Source organism: Enterobacter cloacae complex sp. CARB60, from assembly GCF_036487345.1.
Classification (GTDB): Bacteria; Pseudomonadota; Gammaproteobacteria; order Enterobacterales; family Enterobacteriaceae; genus Enterobacter; species Enterobacter asburiae_D.
Genome location: NZ_JAZKLC010000002.1, coordinates 1,337,557 through 1,361,767 on the forward strand (window position 1 = coordinate 1,337,557; position 24,211 = coordinate 1,361,767).

Consider the following 24,211-nt stretch of genomic DNA (forward strand, 5'->3'; position numbering starts at 1 on the left):
CATATGCGGCCTTATTTTTATGCTTCTTTCGGTCTTGATTCAGTGCGCGTAATAAGTCTTCCCTCAATTGACTTTCCAAATCGAATCATTGGCCTTTCAACTAGATAATGAAGGACCGCTCCAGCAGATATGGTAATGGTAGTCATCATGAAGAACTTTGCAATTCCGTTTACGGAAGTGAAAAACTCAGGTTTATAGTATCCAAATATGTTTATAAACAAATAGTGTGATATGTAGATAGAATATGAAACATCACCAAGAAAATTAAGTGATGCACGCTCCTTTACCCCAACAGACCTCTCATAAATAAGATAGCCTATAAAAATAACTAAAGAAATTACTCCTGCCTTATCCAAACCAAAGCCGCTAAAGATACCACTAAAATAGTGAGTAATGAAAAAGCCTAGCGACACAAAGAATATGAAAGTACCAACTCCCTTGCCGAGATCAAAGCTGAATTTTCTAAACGATTCATATATCATCATGCCAATGATGAACTCAATCAGTATTGGAGATGAGGCAAATCTTAGAAATGAAAAAAACTGGCTATCATATGGAACGTTTGCAGCAGCATCTCCAGAAATTGAAATGCCTCCATTATATATGTATTGAATGATAAATATCTGAGACAATAAAATAACAGATGTGATTAGCGTCCGGTATTTATGAGAAATGGACATGGCAATGCAGAATATGGAATAAAAATATATTTCATAAGTAAGCGTCCATGCCGGTCCAAGAATGTTGTATCCGAATCCAGGTGACTCTATCCTGTAGTCTCTATGAATGAAAAGCATGGCTCTTGCCAGGTTTTCTAATGGTTCTATGCTATATACAGAAAGAGCTCCAATAGCGAAGACAACAAAAAATGCCGGATAAATCCTGAAGAACCTTCTTACGGCAAACACTGAGCATGGAGTTGGGTTTTTTGTTGAAAGCGCTATGATGAAACCGCTTATCATAAAGAATAGATCAACGCCAAACGCGCCCGAGTTAAACAGTATTGAACCGATATCTTTTTGCGCATACTGGCCATTGAGATACCCTCTGAAGTGAAAGAAGACAACCATTAAGGCTGCAATTCCCCTCAGCTGATGTATAGACAAAATCTTAGAGTTCATATTTATGAGTCTTATTCTTTCTTGTTTATCAAAGTGAATGCATGTAACACATATGCATTGTGACCTATATCACTACTTAGTTAATCTTTCTTTAATGGAGTTGACGGCATTTGCAATGTTAGACCAGTCAGACATTAGCCATATTAAAATCATAACTATTTCAGATATCTGTAGCTGATAATTGTTAGAGCTAAACCCTGTGACCAATCCAAGAAAAGATAACAGGGCGCAAAATCTAACCAGAAAATTAACCATTTTGTAATCACTTGCGTCATAACCGTACCATGCGACCATGTTAACACCAGCTCATCTCTTGATCACCAATAAAGATCTAATATACTGTATGTACATACAGTCATTATCGGAGGTGCACCATGGGATTCCCGTCGCCAGCAGCAGACTACGTAGAAGATCGCATATCGCTAGACAAGCGCCTTATCGCGCATCCTGCAGCCACATACATGATGATAGCGGGCTCTACATACCTGCGTGCTGGCATCATGAAAGGTGCAATGCTTATCGTCGACTCGTCGCTGACACCGAAAGATGGTTCTCTGCTGGTGTGCACTATTGATGGTGAGTTCAGGATTATGCGCTACAGGACACATCCGCAGCCGTATCTGGAAAACCCTGAAAATGGGAGAAGGGAGCCGTTACCGCTGAAGGACGAAGTGTCGGATACATCGCGGCCGGTGTTCGGGGTGATTACGTACTGCATCAACGATGCTCGCTCTGGTGAGTTTGATGATTGTCCGGTGATGTAACATAAACAAAAAACCCCGCTTTGCAGCAGGGCTTCAGGGGGGGGGGGAAGGATTTTCTTCCAGAGCACAGGTTAACCGTGACTCTTTCGTGTGGAAACTAAAGAATAGTGCTGTTATACCTTTTCGTCAAGCCAGTCTGCCCAGAACTGCATCATCTCGCGACGCGTATCGAGATATTCTGCGTGGTTGTACACTGAGCGAGTTCCGCCGCTAACGTGCGCCAGCTGCATCTCTATCGCGTCTTTGTTCCAGTGCTTCTCGTTGAGTACGGTGCTGAACTGGTGGCGCATACCATGCCCGCTTGTCTGACCTTCATAGCCAATGCTGCGTATCACGCCGAGCACGGCATTTTCACTGATAGGCTTCTTCCTGTCAGTTCTGCCCGGGAAGCATATCTCATACTGGCCAGTGATTTGTTGCAGGAATTTGAAGAGTTCGATAACCTGGTCTGACATTGGAACGACATGCAGCTTTCTGCCTTTCATGACTTCCGGGTCAACACTGATTAACCTGGTTTCGTAATCAATTCCCGTCCATACCAGCGAACGCAATTCCACTGTGCGCATAGCCGTATAGTGAAGAATCTGCGCCGCTATCTTCGATACAATCCAACCGCCATACGCGTTTAGGGCCCTCTGGAATTCGTGGATGCGGTGCATTGGAAGGAAAGGGTAGTTCTTCTTTCTGTATCCCTTCATCGCTCCGGCAAGGTCTCTCGATGGATTGTATTTAGCCCTGCCAGTTATGATCGCATAACTGAACACCTCACCACACCTGCGCCTCGCCTTATCAGCGCGCTCCATTGCACCCCTGTCCTCGAATATCCTGATTATCTTCAGCAACGTCATTGGTTCAACGTCATCCATGCGTAAGTGACCAATGACAGGAAGTATGTCGTCATTGAACATACTCATCATCTCGTCAGCATATCCCTTAGACCACACCTTAGATTTATGTGCATGCCACTCACGGAAGATATCTCCGAACGAGTCAGCCGCCTCTTCTTTCTCTTTCTTCTTTAATGCCTGCTTCTGCTCTGCCGGGTCGACACCAGTCAGCAGTTTCATTTTTGCTTCAGACTGCTTCGCCCTTGCTTCAGTGAGAGAGATTTCCGGATAGGGCCCAATGACCAGTGTCTTTTCCTTTCCCTCGAACCGGTAACGCATACGCCACACCTTCTTACCAGATGGCGGAACGAACAGGAATAGCCCTCCAGAATCTGCGAGGCGATATGATTTTTCAGCAGGCTTAGCTGCGTCTATTTGCTTTACCGTAAGCATGTGGGCATAAATCCGTGGTCATTTTGCAGTGTGCCCACAATATGCCCGCAAAAGTTTGCTGTAGTCAATTCGCTTTGGTTCGCTTCGGTTGAGTATGAATGTCTAATTATAAAGGTGTGATGGGCGTTTGGTTCTGAAGCGGAGAGGTGGGTTCTGTTAAAAATGGTGTCCCCTGCAGGAATCGAACCTGCAACTAGCCCTTAGGAGGGGCTCGTTATATCCATTTAACTAAGGGGACGAGGCGGCACGAGTATAGCGTTATTTACACTTTGCGTTAAGCACATCGCCGCCTGACTGCTCAAAGAGTCACCATTCAGGTCGATTTTTTTGTCGATTTATCATCATTTTCCCGTGCCTTTAGCTCAGCTTTGCGTTTGTTCGACATGTCGTTACGGATTTGGGCATGGCTTAACAGCGCAAAGATAAACGTTCCGCCGCAGATGTTTCCCGCCAGCGTCGGAAGGGCGAACGGCCAGAAAAAATCGCTCCAGTGAAGCGTACCGTTAAAGACCAGATAGAGGATTTCAACGGTACCGACCACAATATGCGTGGTATCCGCCAGCGCAATCAGCCAGGTCATTAGTATGATCACCACGATTTTAGCGCTTCCCGCTGAAGGAAACATCCACACCATCGTGGCGATAATCCAGCCAGAGATGATGGCATTTGAGAACATCTCGATCGGGGTGTTTTTCATCACATCCATGCCTATTTTCACAAACGCATCCCGGGTGGGTTCATCAAAGATCGGCATATATTCAAATGCCCATGCTGCGATGCCTGTACCGATGATATTACCCAGCAGGACCACGCTCCATAGACGCATCAATAAACCGAAATTGCCGAGGGTGGGGTTTTGCATCACCGGCAGCACGGCGGTCACCGTGTTTTCGGTAAACAGCTGCTGGCGGGCCATAATGACAATAATAAAGCCGAAGGTATAGCCGAGGTTCTCCAGTAAAAATCCGCCGGGTACGCCTTCCAGCTGCACATGAAATATCCCTTTTGCGAGGAGTGACGCGCCCATTGAGAGCCCGGCAGCGATGGCTGACCAGAAGAGGGCCATCGCGTCGCGCTCCATCTCTTTTTCGCCATCCTGGCGTATATGCTCGTGGATGGCCATCGCGCGGGAGGGGAGGCGATCTTCATCAATTTCTATCCTCTCACCGCGCGCCTTCTCCTCGCTTTCAATTTCAAGATCCTCATTGTTCTCGCCAATTTTTTCTTCGCCCACGTCTTTCATATTTGCTCCCGGAGGTTGATCTTTCTGTTAAGCGTAGCGGCTTTTATCGGGATGCCTGTGGGGATGCTCTTAAATTGGCGGCAATGACAACAAAGGTGATACATCTCTTTCAAAGTCATTATAAAATTGGCAGCGAAACGAATTCCAAAAGCCAGGCTATGCTGAGATCAGAGTCACGGTGGTTACTGCCCGTAATTGTGCTCATAGACATCGGTAAACGTGCTGTTACAATCGCTTGCACGTTTACAGACGGAGCGTCAACGGCTCCGTTACGGATGGCAATCAACGATAGCCATACTGAACAGGGAGATATTTATGAAACTTCGGCTGTCGGCGCTTGCGCTTGGCGCGACGATGCTTGTGGGCTGCGCCAGCTCCGGTGAGCAAACGGGACGCTCGGATCCTCTCGAAGGATTTAACCGCTCAATGTATAGCTTCAACTACAACGTACTGGACCCGTATGTGGTTCGTCCGGTGGCAGTAGTATGGCGCGATTATGTTCCACAACCTGCGCGTAACGGGTTAAGTAACTTTACCAGCAACCTCGAAGAGCCTGCGGTAATGGTGAACTACTTCCTGCAGGGTGACCCGTATCAGGGGATGGTCCACTTTACCCGCTTCTTCCTGAACTCCATTCTGGGGATGGGGGGCTTTATTGATGTTGCAGGTATGGCTAACCCGAAACTGCAGCGTGAACAGCCGCACCGTTTCGGCAGCACGATGGGGCACTATGGCGTCGGGTATGGCCCATACATGCAGTTACCGTTCTACGGTAGTTTCACCCTCCGTGATGACGGCGGCGATATGGTGGATACGCTGTATCCGGTCCTGTCATGGCTGACCTGGCCGCTGTCGGTGGGTAAATGGACGGTGGAAGGGATTGAAACCCGCGCGCAACTGCTCGATTCTGATGGTCTGCTGCGCCAGTCTTCTGACCCGTACATTATGGTACGTGAAGCGTACTTCCAGAATCATGACTTTATTGCCAACGGCGGTAAGCTGAAGCCGGAAGAGAATCCAAACGCGAAGGCGATCGAAAACGAACTAAAAGATATCGATTCGGAATAAATAAAAAAGGTGAGCAATGCTCACCTTTTTTGATTACAGCGCGATTAGAACGCGTAGTTGAAGTTCGTACCGAACAGCCAGGCTTTACCTTCAGAGGTAAACTCGTACGGACCTTCCTTGAACGTCACTTTCTGACCGTGCATATAAGATACGCCCGCGTCGATGGAGGCATTTTCGTTCAACGCATAGGTTGCGCCAGCACTTAACCAGAAGCGGTCCTGATCCGGAATGGAAATGGAACGTTTGTCTGCCGGAACCGGGCTGTCGTCAAATGCGATACCGGAGCGGAAAGTCCAGTTTTTATCGTAGTAGTAGGTGGTGCCCAACGCAATACGATAGGCGTCGTGGAAGCTTTCGTCCTTATAGAACAGCGTCTGGCCATTGGTTCCGGTCGCTTTCAGTTCCTGGAACTGGCTCCAGCTGGTATAGGCCAGGCTGTAGTGAATAGCCCATTGTGGTGCAACACGGTTGTAACCCGAGACTTCCCACATTTCTGGCAAATGCAGTGACAGTGAACCTGGAACGGTCTGGTTTGACGTTCCCCAAGGAATGGTGGTACCAGCACCTGGAACCAGACTGTTCACAGGCGTCAGGATGCCGCTCTTGTAATCGCCGTCGAAGTCAATTTTGACTTCAGAACGATAGGTCAGGCCCCAGCGATTGTTTTTGTCCAACTCGTACAGGATGCCGGCGTTCCAGCCATAGCCCCACTCATCACCTTTAAGGCTGGCAATTTTGTTGCTGTTTCTTGGCAGGCTAGACGTTTGTTCCCCGGCATAACGTTCGATTTTGGCATCGGCGTAGACGGCATCAAAGCCCAGACCAAAGCTCCAGCTATCGTTCAGGCGATAAGCACCGCTCAGGTTCAGGTTCAGCGTAGTAAGGTCTGTTTTACCGCCGTATTCACCTGCCGGGTAGTTGTTATTGAACTCGGTAGCAAGGCCGTAGTTAGACGTTACGGATGCACCCCAGCCAAACTGTTCATTTATAGGCGCAACGAAGTGCAGGTTCGGGATCCATGCTGTTGGGGCAATATTGTCCGCTTTAAGGCTCGCACCCGTATAAGGCGACTTACCAGAAACGTTGACATCAGGATCGATATAAACCGCACCGGCAGAGAAAGTCGGACGATCAAACATCATGATCAATGCAGGGTTACGACTCGCGTTACCTGCATCATCAGCAATAGCGCCTTCCCCGGAATACGCGCGGCCAAGGCCAGAGGAAGAAAATTCGTTTAACTGAAAGCCCGCTGACCAGGCGGAAGTGGAGACGAGTGCCACTGCGACTGCCAGCGCAGTCTTGTTGAACAGGGTTTTCTGGCTCATGACCATAACCTCATTGAGTTATTTTTATTCAATAATTGTTACATACCGTAACAGGAGCGCGAAGTGTAGGGTCTGAGGTATTACAGACAAATCAGACCAGTGGCCAGAGTATAGGTCTGACCAGCCTGAATGTTGCAAGTTTGTTTATTAATATTTTCAAACATGTTTCGTGAAACGAGATCTGGTTGGCAAAATTGTGACCATCGCGACTCACCCAAAAGGGTGGTTTTTGTTTTAGATCATTTTTTAGTGTGATATTGGTCACTTATCCGATTTTGCGCCATTAACGGCTGGAGAGAGCCCGCGCCGGGGCGTAAAATAGCAGCATCGTGTTTATCTCGCGCGCTGCGCGAATACAGAGGAAATTGAGCTATGAGTAAATGCAGTGCTGATGAAACCCCGGTTTGCTGCTGTATGGATGTTGGGACCATCATGGACAACACCGATTGCACCGCCTCTTACAGCCGCGTATTCACCAACCGTGCCGAAGCGGAAGAGACCCTGAACGCGCTGAGCAAGCGTGCGCGTGATGTTGAATCCGATCCGTGTGAAATCAAGTCTACCTTTACCGAAGTGGAAGGCGGCGTGAAGCTGGATATCGACTTTGTCTTAGCCTGTGAAGCTGAAACGCTGATTTTCCAGTTAGGCCTGCGTTAACCTCTGCTGCCTGATGCCCTCACCCCAACCCTCTCCCACGGGAGAGGGTGCAAACACTAAAAACGGTAACCTACGGGTTACCGTTTTGCTTTTACCTCGGGGCATTTTCTTTTTCTTCTCTGTGCCTTAGCTCGCACTTTTTCGTTTCCCCGATTGGCTGAATGTAAAAAAATGGTTAAGACTATTATCAGGTCAGACCACTTTGTGTTTGCGAAAATTTTTTACAGGGGAGTGTTATGAGTCAGGCATTACCGCTTATTACCCGTCAGGGCGATCGCATTGCCATAGTCAGTGGATTGCGCACACCGTTTGCGCGTCAGGCAACGGTGTTTCATGGCATACCGGCCGTCGACCTGGGGAAAATGGTAGTGGGGGAGATGCTGGCTCGCAGCGAAATTCCGCCTGAGATTATCGAACAACTGGTATTCGGTCAGGTCGTGCAGATGCCTGAAGCGCCCAATATTGCGCGGGAAATCGTCCTCGGTACCGGGATGAACGTGCATACCGATGCCTACAGCGTCAGCCGCGCCTGCGCAACCAGCTTTCAGGCCGTGGCTAACGTCGCTGAAAGCTTGATGGCGGGCACGATCCGCGCCGGGATTGCGGGGGGGGCGGACTCCTCTTCGGTGCTGCCGATTGGGGTCAGTAAAAAGCTGGCGCGCATCCTGGTTGATGCCAATAAAGCCCGCACGATGGGGCAGAAACTCAAACTCTTCTCGCGTTTACGCCTGCGCGACCTCATGCCTGTGCCACCTGCCGTCGCGGAATACTCTACCGGCCTGCGCATGGGCGATACCGCCGAGCAGATGGCGAAAACCTACGGCATTACCCGTGAACAGCAGGATGCCCTGGCGCATCGTTCGCACCAGCTCGCTGCAAAGGCCTGGTCGGAAGGCAAACTTGCCGACGAGGTGATGACGGCTTATATCCCGCCTTATCGTGAACCGCTCGCGGAAGATAACAATATTCGCGGCACCTCGACGCTGGCGGATTACGCAAAGCTGCGCCCTGCGTTTGACCGCAAGCATGGCACGGTAACGGCGGCGAACAGTACGCCGCTGACGGACGGTGCCGCCGCCGTGATCCTGATGACTGAATCCCGCGCGAAGGAGCTGGGCATCACTCCCCTGGGCTATTTACGCAGCTATGCCTTCACCGCCATTGATGTCTGGCAGGACATGCTGTTAGGTCCGGCGTGGTCCACGCCTCTGGCGCTGGAGCGCGCGGGGCTGACGCTGGCTGATTTAACCCTTATTGATATGCACGAAGCGTTTGCCGCGCAAACCCTGGCAAATGTTCAGCTGCTGGCAAGCGAGCGTTTCGCACGCGATGTGCTGGGCCTCGCCCACGCCACAGGCGAAGTGGATCAGAGTAAATTCAACGTGCTGGGCGGCTCTATCGCCTATGGTCATCCGTTTGCCGCCACGGGGGCGAGGATGATCACACAAACATTACATGAACTCCGTCGCCGTGGCGGCGGGTTTGGCCTTGTTACCGCCTGCGCGGCGGGTGGCCTTGGCGCAGCAATGGTTCTGGAGGCTGAATAATGGATATGCCATCTGCATTTAATCTGACGGTTCGCCTCGATAACGTGGCCGTTATCACTATTGATGTGCCTGATGAAAAGATGAATACCCTGAAGGCCGAATTTGGTGTTCAGGTGCGCGCGATGCTAAAGCAGATCCGCGACAACAAAGCCATTCGTGGTCTGGTGTTTATCTCTGCCAAGCCGGATAACTTTATCGCAGGGGCCGATATCAACATGATCGCCCGGGCGCAAAGCGCTCTGGAAGCCGAAGAGCTGGCGCGTCAGGGTCAGCAGGTGATGGCGGAGATCAACGGCCTGCCGATCCCGGTCATTGCCGCGATCCACGGTGCCTGTCTGGGCGGCGGGCTTGAGCTGGCGCTGGCCTGCCACAGCCGGATTTGTACTGACGATGCGAAAACCATTTTGGGTCTGCCGGAAGTGCAGCTGGGCCTGCTGCCTGGCTCCGGCGGAACGCAACGACTGCCGCGCCTGGTGGGCGTCAGCACTGCACTGGAGATGATCTTAACCGGTAAACAGCTGCGCGCCCGTCAGGCGCTGAAGGCCGGTCTGGTCGATGACGTCGTGCCTCACTCCATTTTGCTGGAGGCCGCGGTTGAGCTTGCGCTGAAAGGGCGTCAGGCAAGACGGCCTCTGCCGGTACGCGAGCGCGTGCTGGCCGGTCCGCTGGGGAGAACGCTCCTGTTCAACATGGTGGGCAAAAAGACCGAACAAAAAACCAAAGGCAATTACCCGGCGGCAAAGCGGATCCTGGAAGTGATCGAAACCGGGCTGTCGCAGGGCAGCAGCAGCGGCTATGCCGCGGAGGCCAAAGCCTTTGGCGAACTGGCGATGACGCCGCAGTCTCAGGCGCTGCGCAGCATCTTCTTCGCCAGCACGGACGTGAAAAAAGATCCCGGCAGCGAGGCTGAGCCTGCGCCGCTGCGTGCTATTGGCGTGCTGGGGGGCGGGCTTATGGGCGGCGGTATCGCTTTTGTTACCGCCAGCAAAGGCAAATTGCCTGTACGAATAAAAGACATTAATCCTAAGGGGATCAACCACGCGCTGCAGTACAGCTGGCAGAACCTTGATCAAAAGGTCAAACGCCGCCATATCAAGGCAAGCGAGCGTGATAAAACCCTGGCGATGATCTCCGGCACTACGGATTACAGCGGTTTTGCGCACCGCGATCTGGTGATTGAAGCCGTGTTTGAGGATCTGGTGCTTAAGCAGCAGATGGTGGCAGACGTTGAGCAACATTGCGCCCCGCATACCATTTTTGCCTCAAACACGTCGTCATTACCGATTGGCGATATCGCGGCGAAAGCCGAGCGTCCGGAGCAGGTGATCGGACTGCACTACTTTAGCCCGGTCGAAAAAATGCCGCTGGTGGAGGTGATTCCGCATGCGACCACCAGTCCGCAAACCATCGCCACGGTAGTCAAGCTTGCGAAGAAGCAGGGGAAAACGCCGATCGTGGTAGCAGATAAAGCCGGCTTCTACGTCAACCGCATTCTGGCTCCCTACATTAATGAAGCAATGCGGTTGCTGACGGAAGGCGAGAAAATCGAGCACGTCGACGAGGCATTGGTAAAGTTTGGTTTCCCCGTTGGCCCAATCCAACTTTTGGATGAGGTGGGAATAGACACCGGCACTAAAATTATACCAGTGCTGGAAGCCGCCTATGGCGATCGTTTTAGCCCACCTGCAAACATTGTTTCTGCAATTTTGAAGGACGATCGCAAAGGCAGAAAAAATGAACGCGGTTTCTATCTTTACGGCGCGAAAGGGCGTAAAAGCAAGAAACAGGTCGACCCTTCGGTTTATGGGCTTATTTCGACCACCGGTCAGGGAAAACTGTCCGCCGTTCAGTGTGCTGAGCGCTGCGTGATGATGATGCTCAATGAAGCGGCGCGCTGCTTTGGTGAGCAGGTGATCAAGAGCGCACGCGATGGTGACATTGGCGCGGTATTTGGCATTGGTTTCCCGCCTTTCCTTGGCGGCCCGTTCCGTTATATGGATACGCTCGGCGCGGGAGAAGTGGTTGCTATCCTGCAACGTCTGGCTTCGCAGTATGGTCCACGGTTTACACCGTGTGACGAATTATTGCAGATGGCGGAACGCGGCCAGACATTTTGGCCTGCAAGGGAAACTGTCCTCGTAAGCTGAGGTCAAAGAAGGGTAAATCCTGAAGTGAATGAACCTGTTCTGGCGATTTTGTAAACAGAGATTGACTATACTTACGCCAATGAGGTAAAAAACAGCGTTTCATTCACCGAATGGATCAGGCACAATGCCCGACCATCGGGTTTTCTACCTCGCGGCGTTTATCGCGGGTAGCTAACGCCGGTGATTCTGGTTAACAAAAGCGGTGCAATATGCAAGTTTTTATCATGCGTCACGGCGACGCGGCACTCGATGCTGCCAGTGACTCAGTACGTCCTTTGACCGTCTGTGGCTGCGACGAATCTCGTCTAATGGCGACCTGGCTTAACGGTCAAAAAGTGGACATCGAACGCGTTCTGGTGAGTCCGTTCCTGCGTGCAGAACAGACGCTGGACGTGGTAGGGGAGTGTATGAACCTGCCATCCAGTGTGGATGTTCTCCCTGAACTCACCCCATGTGGCGATGTAGGCCTTGTCAGCGCTTATCTTCAGGCGCTGTGCAATGAAGGTGTCGCTTCCGCGCTGGTCATTTCCCACCTGCCACTGGTTGGCTATCTGGTATCTGAGCTGTGCCCTGGCGAGACCCCGCCGATGTTCACGACATCCGCCATTGCCAATGTTTCTCTCGACGAAACGGGCAAAGGTGTCTTCAACTGGCAAATGAGTCCGTGCAACCTGAAGATGGCAAAAGCGATCTGACGTGACGTGCGATATGGCGGGGGCAATGTGCTTCCCGCCATTCTGTCAGGGCAACTCTGGCGGCTGCCACTCTTCCACTTCAATCAACACCAGCAATGCGGCATCTCCGCCGTACTCTTTGGGTGCCTGATGAAAAGCCATCACGTGTGGATGCTGAGCCAGCCACAGCGGCGTCTGTTGCTTAAGGATATGTTTACCGTGGCCATGCATCACGCAGGCGCAGAAAACATGTTCACGGCGACAGGCCGCGATCAACGCCCCCAGCTCCTGTTTCGCCTGCATCTGCGTTAAACCGTGCAGATCGAGAAACAGCTCGGGCGAATAATCTCCGCGACGTAACTTTTTCAGCTCAAAATGGCTGACGTCTTCGCGTACGTATTTTACAGCCCCCTGCGTATTGAGCAGCGGCTGAAATTCATCTGAAAAATAGTGGCTGTTATCGGCCTGCTCCTGCAGCAGGCGTTTGACCGGTACTTCGCTGATTTTTTTGCGCTGCGGGCGATGGACGATGGTGTCCTGCGTGATTTTACGCGTCCCGGTCATTAGCTGTCGGAAGAGCGCCTGATCCTCCTCGCTGAGCGATGTTTTCTTTTTCATTCGTCATTCTCATCTCGTATTTCCGACAGTGTACCCGACTAAACGCATTTTTTAACCTCAAGCGAGACGCGTCATTGCTGATTTATCGCCGTCTTCATGGCAAACTAGCCGCCGAAAATTATGCGAGCATGCCCTGGAGGAAAGAGTGGATAAAATTTTTGTCGATGAAGCAGTAAACGAGCTGCATACCATACAGGACATGTTGCGTTGGTCGGTTAGCCGCTTCAGCGCCGCCAATATCTGGTACGGTCACGGTACCGATAACCCGTGGGATGAAGCCGTGCAGCTGGTGCTGCCGTCGCTCTACCTGCCGCTGGATATCCCGGAAGACATGCGCACCGCGCGCCTGACCTCCAGCGAAAAACACCGCATCGTTGAGCGCGTCATCCGCCGCGTGAACGAGCGTATTCCGGTCGCCTATCTGACCAACAAAGCCTGGTTCTGCGGCCACGAGTTCTACGTCGATGAACGCGTGCTGGTGCCGCGCTCGCCGATTGGCGAGCTGATTAACAACCACTTTGAGGGCCTGATCGGCCATCAGCCGCAGCACATTCTGGATATGTGTACCGGCAGCGGCTGCATCGCGATTGCCTGCGCCTATGCCTTCCCGGAGGCAGAAGTGGATGCCGTCGATATCTCCACCGACGCGCTGGCCGTGACCGAGCACAACATTGAAGAGCACGGCCTGATCCATCACGTTACGCCAATTCGCTCTGACCTGTTCCGCGACCTGCCGACGCTGCAGTACGATCTGATCGTCACCAACCCGCCGTACGTCGATGCGGAAGACATGTCCGATCTGCCGAACGAATACCGTCACGAGCCGGAGCTGGGTCTGGCGTCAGGCTCTGACGGCCTGAAGCTGACCCGCCGCATTCTGGCCTGCGCGCCAGATTACCTGACCGACGACGGCGTTCTGATTTGTGAAGTGGGCAACAGCATGGTACATCTGATAGAGCAGTACCCGGATGTGCCGTTCACCTGGCTTGAGTTCGACAACGGCGGTGACGGCGTCTTTATGCTGACCAAAGCGCAGCTGCTCGACGCGCGCGAATACTTCAGCATCTATAAAGATTAATCCAGCGGGCTTCGGCCCGTTTCACAACGCTCAAACACAAACAACAATATCGGAGCCGTGATGGCAGGAAACAGTATTGGACAGTTATTCCGCGTGACCACCTTTGGCGAGTCGCACGGGCTGGCGCTGGGCTGTATCGTTGATGGCGTACCGCCAGGCATCGAACTGACCGAAGCCGATTTACAGCACGACCTCGACCGTCGTCGTCCGGGCACCTCTCGCTACACCACGCAGCGTCGCGAGCCGGACCAGGTAAAAATTCTCTCCGGCGTCTTCGAAGGCCGCACCACCGGGACCAGCATTGGTCTGCTGATCGAAAACACCGATCAGCGCTCCCAGGACTACGGCGCCATCAAAGACGTCTTCCGTCCGGGACATGCCGACTATACCTACGAACAAAAGTACGGCTTCCGCGACTATCGCGGCGGCGGGCGTTCTTCCGCGCGTGAAACCGCGATGCGCGTGGCGGCAGGGGCAATTGCTAAGAAATACCTGCAGCAGAAATTTGGCATCGTCATTCGCGGCTGTCTGACCCAGATGGGCGACATTCCGCTGGCGATCAAAGACTGGGATCAGGTTGAACAAAACCCGTTCTTCTGCGCCGATGCCGACAAGCTTGAAGCGCTGGACGAACTGATGCGCGGCCTGAAAAAAGAGGGCGACTCCATTGGGGCGAAAGTCACCGTGGTGGCGGACGGCGTCCCGGCTGGCTGGGGCGAACCGGTATTTGACCGTCTCGATGCCGACATTGCCCACGCGCTGATGAGCATCAACGCGGTGAAGGGCGTAGAGATTGGCGACGGCTTTGACGTGGTTCAGCTTCGCGGCAGTCAGAACCGCGACGAAATCACGAAGGCGGGCTTCCAGAGCAACCATGCGGGCGGCATCCTGGGCGGGATCAGCAGCGGGCAACAGATTATTGCCAACATCGCGCTGAAGCCAACCTCCAGCATCACCGTGCCGGGCCACACGATTAACCGCGATGGCGAAGAAGTTGAGATGATCACCAAAGGACGTCACGATCCGTGCGTGGGGATCCGCGCGGTGCCGATCGCTGAAGCGATGCTGGCGATCGTGCTGATGGATCACTTCCTGCGCCAGCGCGCGCAGAATGCGGATGTGACGACCACCATTCCACGCTGGTAAACATGAAAAAAACCGCAATTGCTCTGCTGGCGCTGCTCGCCAGTGGAGCCAGTCTGGCCGCGACGCCATGGCAAAAAATCACCCACCCGGTGGCGGGAAGCGCGCAGTCGATTGGCGCCTTTTCCAACGGCTGTATCGTCGGTGCCCAGGAGCTTCCTCTCCAGTCTGATACCTATCAGGTGATGCGCACCGATCAGCGGCGTTATTTCGGCCACCCGGATCTGGTGCTGTTCATCCAGCGTCTGGGAAATCAGGTGCATAACCTGGGGCTGGGCACGATGCTGATTGGCGATATGGGGATGCCTGCCGGCGGGCGTTTTAACGGTGGACACGCCAGTCACCAGACCGGACTGGATGTCGATATCTTCCTGCAGCTGCCGAAAGCACGCTGGACCTCCGCCCAGTTGCTGAAACCGCAGGCGCTGGATCTGGTGGCGAGCGACGGTAAGCGCGTTGTGCCGTCCCTGTGGACGCGAGACGTATCCAGCATGATCAAGCTGGCTGCGGAAGATAACGACGTCACGCGGATTTTCGTTAACCCGGCCATCAAGCAGCAGCTTTGTCTGGATGCCGGAACCGACCGCGACTGGCTGCGCAAAGTGCGCCCGTGGTTCCAGCATCGTGCGCACATGCACGTTCGTCTGCGCTGCCCGGCGAACAGTCTGGAGTGTGAAGATCAGCCGCTACCACCGCCAGGCGATGGCTGCGGTGCGGAACTGCAAAGCTGGTTTGAACCGGCAAAACCTGGAACCTCTAAGCCTGAGAAGAAGACACCGCCTCCGTTGCCGCCTTCCTGCCAGGCGCTACTGGATGAGCATGTACTTTAATGGATAATTTCGTCGATCTGTTTATGGTGTCACCGCTGCTGCTGGTGGTGCTGTTCTTTGTGGCCATGCTGGCCGGTTTTATCGATGCGCTCGCCGGCGGCGGCGGGTTGTTAACCGTGCCCGCGCTGCTGGCGGCGGGCATGAGCCCGGCACAGGCGCTTGCCACCAACAAGCTTCAGGCCTGCGGCGGCTCGCTCTCGGCGTCGCTCTATTTTATCCGCCGCAAGGTAGTGAGCCTGGCCGATCAGAAGCTCAATATCCTGATGACCTTTATCGGCTCCACGTCTGGCGCGCTGCTGGTTCAGCACGTGCAGTCTGATATTTTGCGTCAGATCCTGCCGATTCTGGTTATCTGCATTGGCCTCTACTTTTTGCTGATGCCAAAGCTCGGTGAAGAGGATCGCCAGCGTCGTCTGCACGGCCTGCCGTTTGCGCTTATTGCGGGCGGCTGCGTGGGGTTCTACGATGGATTCTTTGGTCCCGGAGCTGGCTCGTTCTACGCGTTAGCCTTCGTGACGCTGGCCGGGTTTAACCTCGCCAAATCCACCGCCCATGCCAAAGTGCTCAACGCAACCTCAAACGTCGGTGGCCTGCTGCTGTTTATCATCGGCGGCAAGGTCATCTGGGCAACCGGATTTGTAATGATGGCAGGGCAGTTCCTGGGCGCGCGCGCGGGCTCGCGCCTGGTGTTAAGCAAAGGACAAAAGCTTATTCGCCCGATGATCGTCATCGTCTCGGCCGTAATGAGCGCCAAACTTCTTTATGACAGCCATGGACAGGAGATCCTCACCTGGTTGGGGATGCACTAATGAACAGTACGCATAAATACGAACAGCTTATTGAGATTTTCGACGGCTGTTTTGCTGATGATTTTAATACCCGTCTGATTAAAGGCGACGACGAACCGATCTATCTTCCTGCTGATGCAGAGGTTCCGTATAACCGCATCGTCTTTGCCCACGGCTTTTACGCCAGCGGCTTGCACGAGATTTCACACTGGTGCATTGCGGGGAAAGCGCGGCGCGAGCTGGTGGATTTCGGCTACTGGTACTGCCCGGACGGACGTGACGCCGCAACGCAGGGTCAGTTTGAGGATGTGGAAGTGAAGCCGCAGGCGCTGGAATGGCTATTTTGCGTCGCGGCGGGTTTCCCGTTCAACGTGAGCTGTGACAATCTCGAAGGCGACTTCGAGCCAGACCGTATCGTCTTCCAGCGCCGCGTTCACACGCAGGTGATGGAATATCTTGAGAAAGGCATCCCGGAACGTCCGGCGCGCCTGATTGAGGCCTTACAGAATTATTACCACACGCCGGAAATCACGGCGGAATGCTTCCCGTGGCCGGAAGATCTTTAACAGAGGAAAGAAGATGATCGCAGAATTTGAATCACGCATTCTGGCGTTAATTGATGACATGGTGGAACACGCCAGTGATGATGAGCTGTTCGCCAGCGGTTATCTGCGTGGTCACCTGACGCTCGCGGTAGCCGAGCTGGAAGCGGGTGACGATCACTCTGCCGACGCCGTTCACGCTGAAGTCACTCGCAGCCTGGAAAAAGCCATTCTGGCCGGGGAGCTCTCTCCGCGCGACCAGTCACTGGTGCTGGGCATGTGGGACAATTTGTTCCAGCAGGCTAAACGCTAAGTCATCGTATTTCGCCCGGTGGCGCTGCGCTTACCGGGCCTACGAATATCCCCTCAGCCCTATTGGTGAGGGCACCCTACTTAACCTTCTTCCCCTTCAGCAGTTTCCGTACCCACAAGCGATTCGGATTCAGCCCCGCAAGCGTAACCCTGTCCAGCGGAATCGGCTCGTCGCTCATTTGTGCAGCTAACACTTCCGCCAGCAGCGGTGCGGAACACAGCCCGCGAGACCCTAATCCACCGAGCATATACAGCTCCGGATAAACCGGCGCGCTTACCGCTTTATCCCGGTTATCAGCAAGGTCCTGATAGGCCGTAAGCGTCGCGTCGTAGTCCGGCACATTTCCCGCCATCGGCAGATGATCGCGTGTGGCACAGCGCACGCCGCAGCGCGCTTCCCCCTCGCTGACGTCAACCGCTTTCGCCCACGCCGCATCCGGGAAACAGTCAATCAGGCGCTGGCGGTTCTGCGCCTGATCCGCGTCGCTGTAGCGCATATCCGTTTCGCCACGATGATAGCTGGCCCCGATGCAGTGATGGCCGTTAGACGGATTTTGCGGCGTCAGATAGCCGTCATAGCACAGCACCTGACGCAGTTTGCTCAGTACGGGCGCGGAAGGAATATGGCTTACCTGGCCACCGACCGGATAAACCGGCAACGCCTCCGTCTGGATAAATTGGCCGATGTTATGCCCGTTTGCCAGCACAACGCTGGCATGGCTCGCCTCTCTGCCATCGGCAAAACGCAGATTCCAGCGTTCTGTCCGGCTCAGCGATTCAACGGTGTGTGCATAATGCGCCGTCAGCCCGCGCGACTGCGCCAGGGCAATGACCGCCGCGGTCAGTTCAGCCGGGCACAGCCAGCCGCCGAGCGGATACTGAATACCCCCACAGCCGGTTTCTACGCCAGCGGTGTCCGCCACCTCTTGTGCACTTACCGCGCGGGCAATCTCGTCAGGCAGGCCCAGCGACAGCATCTGCGTGATTTTTTGCTGGCTCTTTTCATCCCAGCCGAGCTGCGTCACGCCGCACCAGTCATGAGCGAACGCCACCGGCAGGGCGTCGTACAGGCGACGAGCGAAGGTAAACGCCGCCGGGAAAAACTGGAACAGCGCCGGGTCGTGCGCGCTTAAAAGCGGATAGAGCGCCCCCTGGCGGTTGCCGGACGCGCCGCCTGCTGGCGCGTCGTCAGCGCAGTAGAGCGTGGCCTGCCAGCCGCGGTGGAGAAGCGCGAGAGAGAGCAGGGCGCTGGCGATCCCCCCGCCGACTATCGCCACCTCACGTGATGCGCTGGCGCGGCGTGCAAACCAGGGGGACTGAGCGGGAACGTCCAGCGTCTGCTCCATCCTGCCGACCAGCATGTCGCGCTTGCGGCCAAAGCCTTTGGTCTTCTGCATGGTAAAGCCCGCCTCCTGCAGCCCGCGGCGGACAAAGCCCGCCGAGGTGAAGGTGGCAAGCGTTGCGCCAGGACGCGCCAGCCGCGCCATCGCGCTAAACAGATGCTGGCTCCACATGTCCGGGTTTTTGGCGGGGGCAAAGCCGTCCAGGAACCACGCGTCGACCGTCTGATTCATCGAATCATCGAGCGTATCGGTCAGGTCGTTGATGTCGCCAAGCCATAAATCCAGCGTTACGCGTCCGCCGTCCAGAATCAGACGGTGACAGCCGCCGATGTGAGGCGGCCATTGCGCCTGAAGCTGCTCCGCCCAGGCTGCAAGCTCTGGCCAGCGCTGATGAGCGAGCCGCAGATCGTGCGCGGTGAGCGGGAATTTTTCGAAACTGATGAAATGTAATCTTTGTAGCGTAGCCTCAGGGTGTGCAGCGTGAAACTGGTTAAACGCCTGCCAGAGGGTTAAAAAATTCAGCCCGGTGCCGAATCCGCTCTCCGCGACCACAAACAGGCTGCGCGGATGCTCCGGGAAGCGGGTGCTGAGCTGGTTTCCATCGAGGAAAACATAGCGAGTTTCTTCGAGTCCGTTATCATTAGAAAAATAGACGTCATCAAAATCTCGGGAAACAGGTGTACCCTCAGCGTTGAATTCGAGGTTGGCGGGTTGTATAGCGTTTTGTTTCACGTAAGTTACTCGTCTGACAGGCAGTGGCACGATCTTAACGATGTGAGTCCATCGGTGCAAATTTCCGCAGAAAATGTCTGATCGGACTTGTTCGGCGTACAAGTGTACGCTATTGTGCGACTCGAAACTTACTATAGTGCGACTTACAGAGGTATTGAATGAAACGTGCAGTGATTACTGGCCTGGGCATTGTTTCCAGCATCGGTAATAACCAGCAGGAAGTCCTGGCATCTCTGCGTGAAGGACGCTCCGGGATCACTTTCTCTGAAGAGTTTAAAGATTCAGGTATGCGTAGCCACGTATGGGGTAACGTCAAACTGGACACCACCGGTTTGATTGACCGCAAAGTGGTTCGTTTCATGAACGATGCCTCTATTTATGCTTATCTCTCCATGCAGGAAGCGATCAAAGATTCCGGCCTGAGTGAAGAGGTTTATCAGAACAACCCGCGCGTGGGTCTGATCGCCGGTTCCGGCGGCTCATCAAAAGCGCAGGTATTCGGCGCTGACGCAATGCGTAGCCCGCGTGGTCTGAAAGCAGTAGGTCCGTACGTGGTTACCAAAGCCATGGGTTCTGCGGTTTCCGCATGCCTGGCGACCCCATTCAAAATCCACGGTGTGAACTACTCCATCAGCTCCGCGTGTGCAACTTCCGCACACTGCATCGGTAATGCTGTTGAGCAGATCCAGCTGGGTAAACAGGACATCGTATTTGCTGGCGGCGGCGAAGAGCTGGGCTGGGAAATGGCCTGTGAATTCGACGCGATGGGCGCATTGTCCACCAAGTACAATGAAACCCCGGATAAAGCATCCCGTACCTATGATGCTCACCGTGACGGTTTCGTTATCGCTGGCGGTGGCGGTATGGTTGTAGTTGAAGAGCTGGAGCATGCCCTGGCACGTGGCGCGCACATCTACGCTGAAATCGTGGGCTACGGTGCAACGTCTGACGGCGCCGACATGGTTGCGCCATCCGGCGAAGGCGCGGTGCGCTGCATGAAGATGGCGATGCACGGCGTTGATACCCCAATCGACTACCTGAACTCCCACGGTACCTCTACTCCGGTAGGCGACGTGAAGGAGCTGGGTGCGATCCGTGAAGTCTTCGGCGACAACAGCCCGGCGATCTCCGCGACCAAAGCCATGACCGGTCACTCTCTGGGTGCGGCTGGCGTGCAGGAAGCGATCTACTCTCTGCTGATGCTGGAAAACGGCTTTATCGCGCCAAGCATCAACATTGATGAGATGGACGAGCAGGCTGCTGGCCTGAACATCGTAACCAAACCAATGGACGCGACGCTGACCACCGTCATGTCAAACAGCTTCGGCTTCGGTGGCACCAACGCCACGCTGGTCATGCGTAAGCTGAAAGCATAAGCGTTTGAATGTATAGTAGAAGGGAGCCTGATGGCTCCCTTTTTTTATGCCTGAATTCGGAGTTATGCATGACGGCCGCAACCTCAGAAAAAAACGCCACGTCCGGGAACACCTCGCTGTTCCGCATCGCTTTTGCGGTATTTCTAACCTATATGACCGTTGGCCTGCCGCTGCCGGTGATCCCGCTGTTCGTTCATCAGGAACTGGGCTATGGCAACACCATGGTCGGCATTGCCGTGGGCATTCAGTTTTTAGCCACGGTTTTAACCCGCGGTTACGCCGGACGGCTGGCGGATCAGCACGGTGCAAAACGCTCGGCGCTACAGGGAATGTTTGCCTGTGGGCTTGCTGGCGGCGCATGGCTGCTGGCGGCTCTCCTGCCGGTAGACGCCGCGTATAAATTTGCGCTGCTGGTGCTGGGCCGTTTAATCCTTGGCTTCGGTGAAAGCCAGCTGCTGACCGGCACCCTGACCTGGGGAATGGGCCTGGTGGGGCCAGCACGCTCCGGCAAGGTGATGTCCTGGAACGGTATGGCCATCTATGGCGCGCTGGCCGCGGGCGCACCGCTTGGGCTGCTGATTAATAGCCAGTTTGGATTTGCGGCGCTGGCCGCAACCACGATGGTTTTACCCCTGCTGGCGTGGGCGTTTAACGGCTCGGTGCGTAAGGTGCCCGCGCACAAAGGCGAGCGGCCTTCCCTGTGGAGCGTGGTTGGCCAGATCTGGCAGCCGGGTCTTGGCCTGGCGCTGCAGGGCGTGGGTTTTGCGGTGATTGGTACCTTCGTCTCGCTCTATTTTATGAGCCGCGGCTGGGCGATGGCCGGTTTTACGCTTACCGCGTTTGGCGGCGCGTTTGTGCTGATGCGCGTGCTCTTCGGCTGGATGCCGGATCGCTTTGGCGGCGTGAAGGTGGCGGTGGCGTCGCTGGTGATTGAGGCCATCGGTCTGCTGCTGCTGTGGAATGCACCCGTGGCATCCGTTGCGCTGCTTGGTGCGGCGCTGACCGGCTGCGGCTGTTCACTGATCTTCCCGGCGCTGGGCGTTGAAGTGGTGAAGCGCGTGGCCCCGCAGGTGCGCGGTACGGCGCTGGGCGGCTATGCGGCGTTTCAGGATATCTCATACGGGGTCACCGGGCCGCTGGCAGGGGTGTTAGCCACCTCGTTTGGCTATCCGTCCGTCTTCCTGGCCGGTGCGGTTTCTGCGGTGGTGGGGATCGTGGTGACGCTGGTGGCGTTTCGCAGGACTTGAGCCGTTGTTGCCGGGTGGCGGCTGTGCCTTACCCGGCCTACGGTTCGAGCAATTGTAGGCCCGGTAAGCGTCGCGCCACCGGGCAAAACCTCAGGCAACCAGCCAGAAAATCGCCAGTGCAATCAGTAGCGCAATAAACATCAGCCCCGGACGCGCAGAGAGCGTTCTGAACGTCTCGACGACTGGTGCAAACAGCGGGCTGTAGATCGGCTGAATGTTTCTCACCTCCGGCACGCCGCCCTCACGCTCGGCGCGACGAACGAAGATTTGATTGAGCAGATCCTGCACCTGCGCGGTGGTCAGGACCGTTTGCGGCGTGGCCTGCCAGTTTTGCTGGGCGTAATCACGAATCACGTCGAACTCATGCGGATCAAGCGGCTGTTTAAGTGCCGCCTGGACGGTATGCAGGGTAGGGGCATTCTGGGTGCTGAGCGTCTGGCGCGCCTGGAGCCAGGTCGCCAGATGAGTAAACTGTTTGGCCGGGATCAGCTCACCCGCCTTCACGCCGGACAGCTCCAGCATGGATTGCCAGATAAGCTTCGTCGGTTCGCCGGTGGCCGCAGCCAGCTTTGTCACCATCTGCTTGAGCGTGTTGTGCTCGGCAGGCAGCAGCGGACGCTCGGTCGCCGGGCGCACCTGAGGCTGCGGAATCGACAGCTCGTTGTTCTGCAGCAGCGTCAGCACGGTTTTGAGCTGGTCGGGCGTCAGCTGGCCCAGCGCGGTCTGACCATACTGCTGGCGAATAAAATCACTCACCGCCTGGCGGTTATTGCCCTGGCCCAGCAGCTCCGTCAGCTGAGCGACAATCTGGCGCGTGGTGTGGTTCTGCTGCGCGGTAGTGATACGCTGGTTCAGGTTTTGCTCGGCAGCAGGGAAATGACGCGACTGCAGCGGTGCGTCGTTCCTCACGCCTAGATCATGCTTAACCCCGGCCCAGACTTCCGCATTTTGCTGTGAAGTCAGCGCAATCAGGCGCGTGATCAGTCGCTCCAGCACGGTGCGCTGTTGCGTGGATAGCGGTTGTTCACCGGCAACGTTTGGCGTGACGGGGCCTTCACCCGGAGGGCGTGGCGGCGTACCTGAAATGGGCTGCATCGTCAAAAATCCTTAAAGTCAAAACTCAGCGTTAACCAGGTATACGTATATGCCTGGCGGCCAGATTATGGCACACTTGGCAGGTTTTCTTCCTCTCAAACAGGTACTCAGACGTGAAAATCCTCGTTGATGAAAATATGCCTTATGCCCGTGAGCTATTTAGCCGCCTGGGTAACGTTAAGGCTGTCCCTGGTCGCCCGATCCCGGTCAACGAACTGGATGACGCAGATGCGCTGATGGTGCGCTCGGTGACCAAAGTAAATGAGGCGTTGCTCGCCGGTAAAGCGATTAAGTTTGTCGGAACCGCAACGGCAGGGACCGATCATGTGGATGATAAGTGGCTGAAGCAGGCTGGAATCGGTTTTTCCGCCGCGCCGGGCTGTAACGCCATTGCCGTCGTGGAATATGTTTTCTCCTCGCTGCTGATGCTGGCCGAGCGCGACGGGTTTGCGCTGAAGGACCGCACCGTGGGGATTGTCGGCGTGGGTAACGTCGGCGGACGCCTGCAAAAGCGCTTTGAAGCGTTAGGGATCCGCACGCTGCTGTGCGATCCGCCGCGCAAAGACAACGGCGATGAGGGGGATTTCCGCCCGCTGGACGAGCTGGTCGAACAGTGTGACGTGCTGACTTTCCACACGCCGCTGTTTAAAGAGGGGCCGTATAAGTCGCTGCATCTTGCTGACGAGGCGCTGATCCGTCGTCTGAAGGCTGGCACTATTCTGATAAATGCCTGCCGGGGCCCGGTTGTAGATAACGCCGCGCTGCTGACGTGTCTGAACGAAGGACAAGACCTCAGCGTGGTGCTGGACGTCTGGGAGCCGGAGCCGGATCTCAACGTTGATCTGCTTAACAGGGTGGACGTGGGCACCGCGCATATCGCCGGTTACACCCTCGAGGGGAAAGCGCGCGGCACGACGCAGGTCTTCGAGGCCTACAGCGCTTTTATCGGCCATCCGCAGCAGGTAGCGCTGGATACCTTACTCCCCGCGCCTGAATTTGGCCGCATTACCCTGCACGGTCCGCTCGATCAGGCAACGCTGAAAAGGCTGGTGCATTTGGTGTATGATGTGCGCCGCGATGATGCGCTGCTGCGTAAAGTGGCGGGGATCCCGGGTGAGTTTGATAAGCTGCGCAAGAACTACGTTGAGCGCCGCGAGTGGTCTTCCCTGTATGTGATGTGCGACGACGCCTCGGCGGCGACGCTGCTGCATAAGCTGGGATTTAACGCCGTTCATCACCCGGCACGTTAATGTCTTCTTAATGCTCCCTGTCGGATAC

At 55.0% G+C, this 24,211-nt stretch carries 22 protein-coding genes and 1 tRNA gene; 15 read left to right on the forward strand and 8 right to left on the reverse strand.

Features of this window, described 5'->3' with window-relative positions; genetic code table 11:
• Positions 1-17 precede the first annotated feature (17 nt).
• On the reverse strand, positions 18-1,121 hold the full coding sequence (locus tag V4835_RS07515) for an acyltransferase family protein (RefSeq protein WP_331411785.1): 1,104 nt from the start codon (positions 1,119-1,121) through the stop codon (positions 18-20).
• Between the two features lie 374 nt (positions 1,122-1,495).
• On the opposite strand from V4835_RS07515, the gene V4835_RS07520 reads away from it, so the two are divergent.
• Positions 1,496-1,885: a HumD family translesion DNA polymerase gene (locus V4835_RS07520; RefSeq protein ID WP_442877310.1), complete on the forward strand. Its 390-nt coding sequence runs from the start codon at positions 1,496-1,498 to the stop codon at positions 1,883-1,885.
• A gap of 113 nt (positions 1,886-1,998) precedes the next feature.
• Here the strand turns inward: V4835_RS07520 and V4835_RS07525 are convergent, their stop codons facing one another.
• The 3 genes from V4835_RS07525 to V4835_RS07535 form a co-directional block, all read right to left on the reverse strand.
• Entirely contained in the window at positions 1,999-3,165 is a 1,167-nt protein-coding gene (locus V4835_RS07525) for a tyrosine-type recombinase/integrase (RefSeq protein WP_331411787.1), read from the reverse strand.
• A gap of 163 nt (positions 3,166-3,328) precedes the next feature.
• A tRNA-Arg gene (locus V4835_RS07530) sits at positions 3,329-3,403 on the reverse strand.
• A 75-nt stretch (positions 3,404-3,478) separates the two neighbouring features.
• Positions 3,479-4,408, reverse strand: coding sequence for a formate/nitrite transporter family protein (locus tag V4835_RS07535; protein WP_331411789.1), 930 nt, complete (start codon positions 4,406-4,408; stop codon positions 3,479-3,481).
• Between the two features lie 315 nt (positions 4,409-4,723).
• On the opposite strand from V4835_RS07535, the gene mlaA reads away from it, so the two are divergent.
• Positions 4,724-5,476, forward strand: coding sequence for a phospholipid-binding lipoprotein MlaA (gene mlaA, locus V4835_RS07540; RefSeq protein ID WP_331411790.1), 753 nt, complete (start codon positions 4,724-4,726; stop codon positions 5,474-5,476).
• Positions 5,477-5,520: 44 nt separating this feature from the next.
• Here the strand turns inward: mlaA and fadL are convergent, their stop codons facing one another.
• Positions 5,521-6,804: a long-chain fatty acid transporter FadL gene (fadL, locus tag V4835_RS07545; RefSeq protein WP_331411791.1), complete on the reverse strand. Its 1,284-nt coding sequence runs from the start codon at positions 6,802-6,804 to the stop codon at positions 5,521-5,523.
• A 372-nt stretch (positions 6,805-7,176) separates the two neighbouring features.
• Here fadL and V4835_RS07550 point away from each other — a divergent pair, with 372 nt between their 5' ends.
• From V4835_RS07550 to sixA, 4 genes are all read left to right on the forward strand, one after another.
• The gene (locus tag V4835_RS07550) at positions 7,177-7,461 is read left to right on the forward strand and encodes a YfcZ/YiiS family protein (protein WP_331411792.1); all 285 of its coding nucleotides are present in this window, start codon (positions 7,177-7,179) and stop codon (positions 7,459-7,461) included.
• A 236-nt stretch (positions 7,462-7,697) separates the two neighbouring features.
• Positions 7,698-9,008: an acetyl-CoA C-acyltransferase FadI gene (gene fadI / locus V4835_RS07555; RefSeq protein WP_331411794.1), complete on the forward strand. Its 1,311-nt coding sequence runs from the start codon at positions 7,698-7,700 to the stop codon at positions 9,006-9,008.
• Complete coding sequence (fadJ, locus tag V4835_RS07560; RefSeq protein ID WP_331411796.1) at positions 9,008-11,155, forward strand: fatty acid oxidation complex subunit alpha FadJ; 2,148 nt, start codon at positions 9,008-9,010, stop codon at positions 11,153-11,155. The genes fadI and fadJ overlap by 1 nt, the downstream gene beginning before the upstream one ends.
• Before the next feature lie 209 nt (positions 11,156-11,364).
• Positions 11,365-11,850, forward strand: coding sequence for a phosphohistidine phosphatase SixA (sixA, locus tag V4835_RS07565; protein WP_045330962.1), 486 nt, complete (start codon positions 11,365-11,367; stop codon positions 11,848-11,850).
• A 45-nt stretch (positions 11,851-11,895) separates the two neighbouring features.
• Here the strand turns inward: sixA and smrB are convergent, their stop codons facing one another.
• On the reverse strand, positions 11,896-12,447 hold the full coding sequence (gene smrB / locus V4835_RS07570; RefSeq protein WP_032646638.1) for an endonuclease SmrB: 552 nt from the start codon (positions 12,445-12,447) through the stop codon (positions 11,896-11,898).
• Between the two features lie 145 nt (positions 12,448-12,592).
• On the opposite strand from smrB, the gene prmB reads away from it, so the two are divergent.
• From prmB to V4835_RS07600, 6 genes are read left to right on the forward strand one after another with little or no spacing between them, the layout of a single operon-like run.
• Entirely contained in the window at positions 12,593-13,525 is a 933-nt protein-coding gene (gene prmB, locus V4835_RS07575) for a 50S ribosomal protein L3 N(5)-glutamine methyltransferase (RefSeq protein ID WP_033146104.1), read from the forward strand.
• 60 nt (positions 13,526-13,585) lie between these two features.
• On the forward strand, positions 13,586-14,671 hold the full coding sequence (gene aroC / locus V4835_RS07580) for a chorismate synthase (protein WP_045354342.1): 1,086 nt from the start codon (positions 13,586-13,588) through the stop codon (positions 14,669-14,671).
• A 2-nt stretch (positions 14,672-14,673) separates the two neighbouring features.
• On the forward strand, positions 14,674-15,498 hold the full coding sequence (gene mepA, locus V4835_RS07585) for a penicillin-insensitive murein endopeptidase (RefSeq protein WP_023312576.1): 825 nt from the start codon (positions 14,674-14,676) through the stop codon (positions 15,496-15,498).
• The gene (locus tag V4835_RS07590) at positions 15,498-16,307 is read left to right on the forward strand and encodes a sulfite exporter TauE/SafE family protein (protein WP_032642026.1); all 810 of its coding nucleotides are present in this window, start codon (positions 15,498-15,500) and stop codon (positions 16,305-16,307) included. The genes mepA and V4835_RS07590 overlap by 1 nt, the downstream gene beginning before the upstream one ends.
• The gene (locus tag V4835_RS07595; protein ID WP_331411802.1) at positions 16,307-16,852 is read left to right on the forward strand and encodes an elongation factor P hydroxylase; all 546 of its coding nucleotides are present in this window, start codon (positions 16,307-16,309) and stop codon (positions 16,850-16,852) included. The genes V4835_RS07590 and V4835_RS07595 overlap by 1 nt, the downstream gene beginning before the upstream one ends.
• A 13-nt stretch (positions 16,853-16,865) precedes the next feature.
• Positions 16,866-17,141, forward strand: a complete 276-nt coding sequence (locus V4835_RS07600; protein ID WP_028013966.1) for a YfcL family protein — start codon at positions 16,866-16,868, stop codon at positions 17,139-17,141.
• Between the two features lie 76 nt (positions 17,142-17,217).
• Here the strand turns inward: V4835_RS07600 and mnmC are convergent, their stop codons facing one another.
• Positions 17,218-19,215 (reverse strand): bifunctional tRNA (5-methylaminomethyl-2-thiouridine)(34)-methyltransferase MnmD/FAD-dependent 5-carboxymethylaminomethyl-2-thiouridine(34) oxidoreductase MnmC, encoded by a 1,998-nt coding sequence (mnmC, locus tag V4835_RS07605; protein WP_331411803.1) that lies wholly within the window; start codon positions 19,213-19,215, stop codon positions 17,218-17,220.
• Between the two features lie 158 nt (positions 19,216-19,373).
• Here mnmC and fabB point away from each other — a divergent pair, with 158 nt between their 5' ends.
• A complete protein-coding gene (gene fabB / locus V4835_RS07610) occupies positions 19,374-20,591 on the forward strand; it encodes a beta-ketoacyl-ACP synthase I (protein WP_023312571.1) in 1,218 nt (405 codons plus the stop codon).
• Between the two features lie 68 nt (positions 20,592-20,659).
• Positions 20,660-21,838 carry an MFS transporter gene (locus V4835_RS07615; protein WP_063145395.1) on the forward strand — a complete coding sequence of 393 codons (1,179 nt, stop codon included), beginning with the start codon at positions 20,660-20,662 and terminating at the stop codon, positions 21,836-21,838.
• A gap of 90 nt (positions 21,839-21,928) precedes the next feature.
• Here the strand turns inward: V4835_RS07615 and flk are convergent, their stop codons facing one another.
• Entirely contained in the window at positions 21,929-22,933 is a 1,005-nt protein-coding gene (flk, locus tag V4835_RS07620) for a flagella biosynthesis regulator Flk (protein ID WP_331411805.1), read from the reverse strand.
• Between the two features lie 113 nt (positions 22,934-23,046).
• Between flk and pdxB the strand changes: the two genes are divergently transcribed.
• Complete coding sequence (gene pdxB, locus V4835_RS07625; RefSeq protein WP_331411807.1) at positions 23,047-24,183, forward strand: 4-phosphoerythronate dehydrogenase PdxB; 1,137 nt, start codon at positions 23,047-23,049, stop codon at positions 24,181-24,183.
• Positions 24,184-24,211: the final 28 nt, after the last annotated feature.

Excerpts from the sequence above, each read along its gene's own strand:
- smrB (WP_032646638.1), bottom strand. The coding sequence starts at position 12,447 with ATGAAAAAGAAAACATCGCTCAGCGAGGAGGATCAGGCGCTCTTCCGA.
- mlaA (WP_331411790.1), top strand. The coding sequence starts at position 4,724 with ATGAAACTTCGGCTGTCGGCGCTTGCGCTTGGCGCGACGATGCTTGTG.
- V4835_RS07600 (WP_028013966.1), top strand. The coding sequence starts at position 16,866 with ATGATCGCAGAATTTGAATCACGCATTCTGGCGTTAATTGATGACATG.
- fabB (WP_023312571.1), top strand. The coding sequence starts at position 19,374 with ATGAAACGTGCAGTGATTACTGGCCTGGGCATTGTTTCCAGCATCGGT.
- V4835_RS07615 (WP_063145395.1), top strand. The coding sequence starts at position 20,660 with ATGACGGCCGCAACCTCAGAAAAAAACGCCACGTCCGGGAACACCTCG.
- V4835_RS07515 (WP_331411785.1), bottom strand. The coding sequence starts at position 1,121 with ATGAACTCTAAGATTTTGTCTATACATCAGCTGAGGGGAATTGCAGCC.
- fadL (WP_331411791.1), bottom strand. The coding sequence starts at position 6,804 with ATGAGCCAGAAAACCCTGTTCAACAAGACTGCGCTGGCAGTCGCAGTG.
- V4835_RS07550 (WP_331411792.1), top strand. The coding sequence starts at position 7,177 with ATGAGTAAATGCAGTGCTGATGAAACCCCGGTTTGCTGCTGTATGGAT.
- V4835_RS07595 (WP_331411802.1), top strand. The coding sequence starts at position 16,307 with ATGAACAGTACGCATAAATACGAACAGCTTATTGAGATTTTCGACGGC.
- fadJ (WP_331411796.1), top strand. The coding sequence starts at position 9,008 with ATGGATATGCCATCTGCATTTAATCTGACGGTTCGCCTCGATAACGTG.
- fadI (WP_331411794.1), top strand. The coding sequence starts at position 7,698 with ATGAGTCAGGCATTACCGCTTATTACCCGTCAGGGCGATCGCATTGCC.
- mepA (WP_023312576.1), top strand. The coding sequence starts at position 14,674 with ATGAAAAAAACCGCAATTGCTCTGCTGGCGCTGCTCGCCAGTGGAGCC.
- V4835_RS07535 (WP_331411789.1), bottom strand. The coding sequence starts at position 4,408 with ATGAAAGACGTGGGCGAAGAAAAAATTGGCGAGAACAATGAGGATCTT.
- flk (WP_331411805.1), bottom strand. The coding sequence starts at position 22,933 with ATGCAGCCCATTTCAGGTACGCCGCCACGCCCTCCGGGTGAAGGCCCC.
- aroC (WP_045354342.1), top strand. The coding sequence starts at position 13,586 with ATGGCAGGAAACAGTATTGGACAGTTATTCCGCGTGACCACCTTTGGC.
- V4835_RS07520 (WP_442877310.1), top strand. The coding sequence starts at position 1,496 with ATGGGATTCCCGTCGCCAGCAGCAGACTACGTAGAAGATCGCATATCG.
- V4835_RS07525 (WP_331411787.1), bottom strand. The coding sequence starts at position 3,165 with ATGCTTACGGTAAAGCAAATAGACGCAGCTAAGCCTGCTGAAAAATCA.
- V4835_RS07590 (WP_032642026.1), top strand. The coding sequence starts at position 15,498 with ATGGATAATTTCGTCGATCTGTTTATGGTGTCACCGCTGCTGCTGGTG.
- sixA (WP_045330962.1), top strand. The coding sequence starts at position 11,365 with ATGCAAGTTTTTATCATGCGTCACGGCGACGCGGCACTCGATGCTGCC.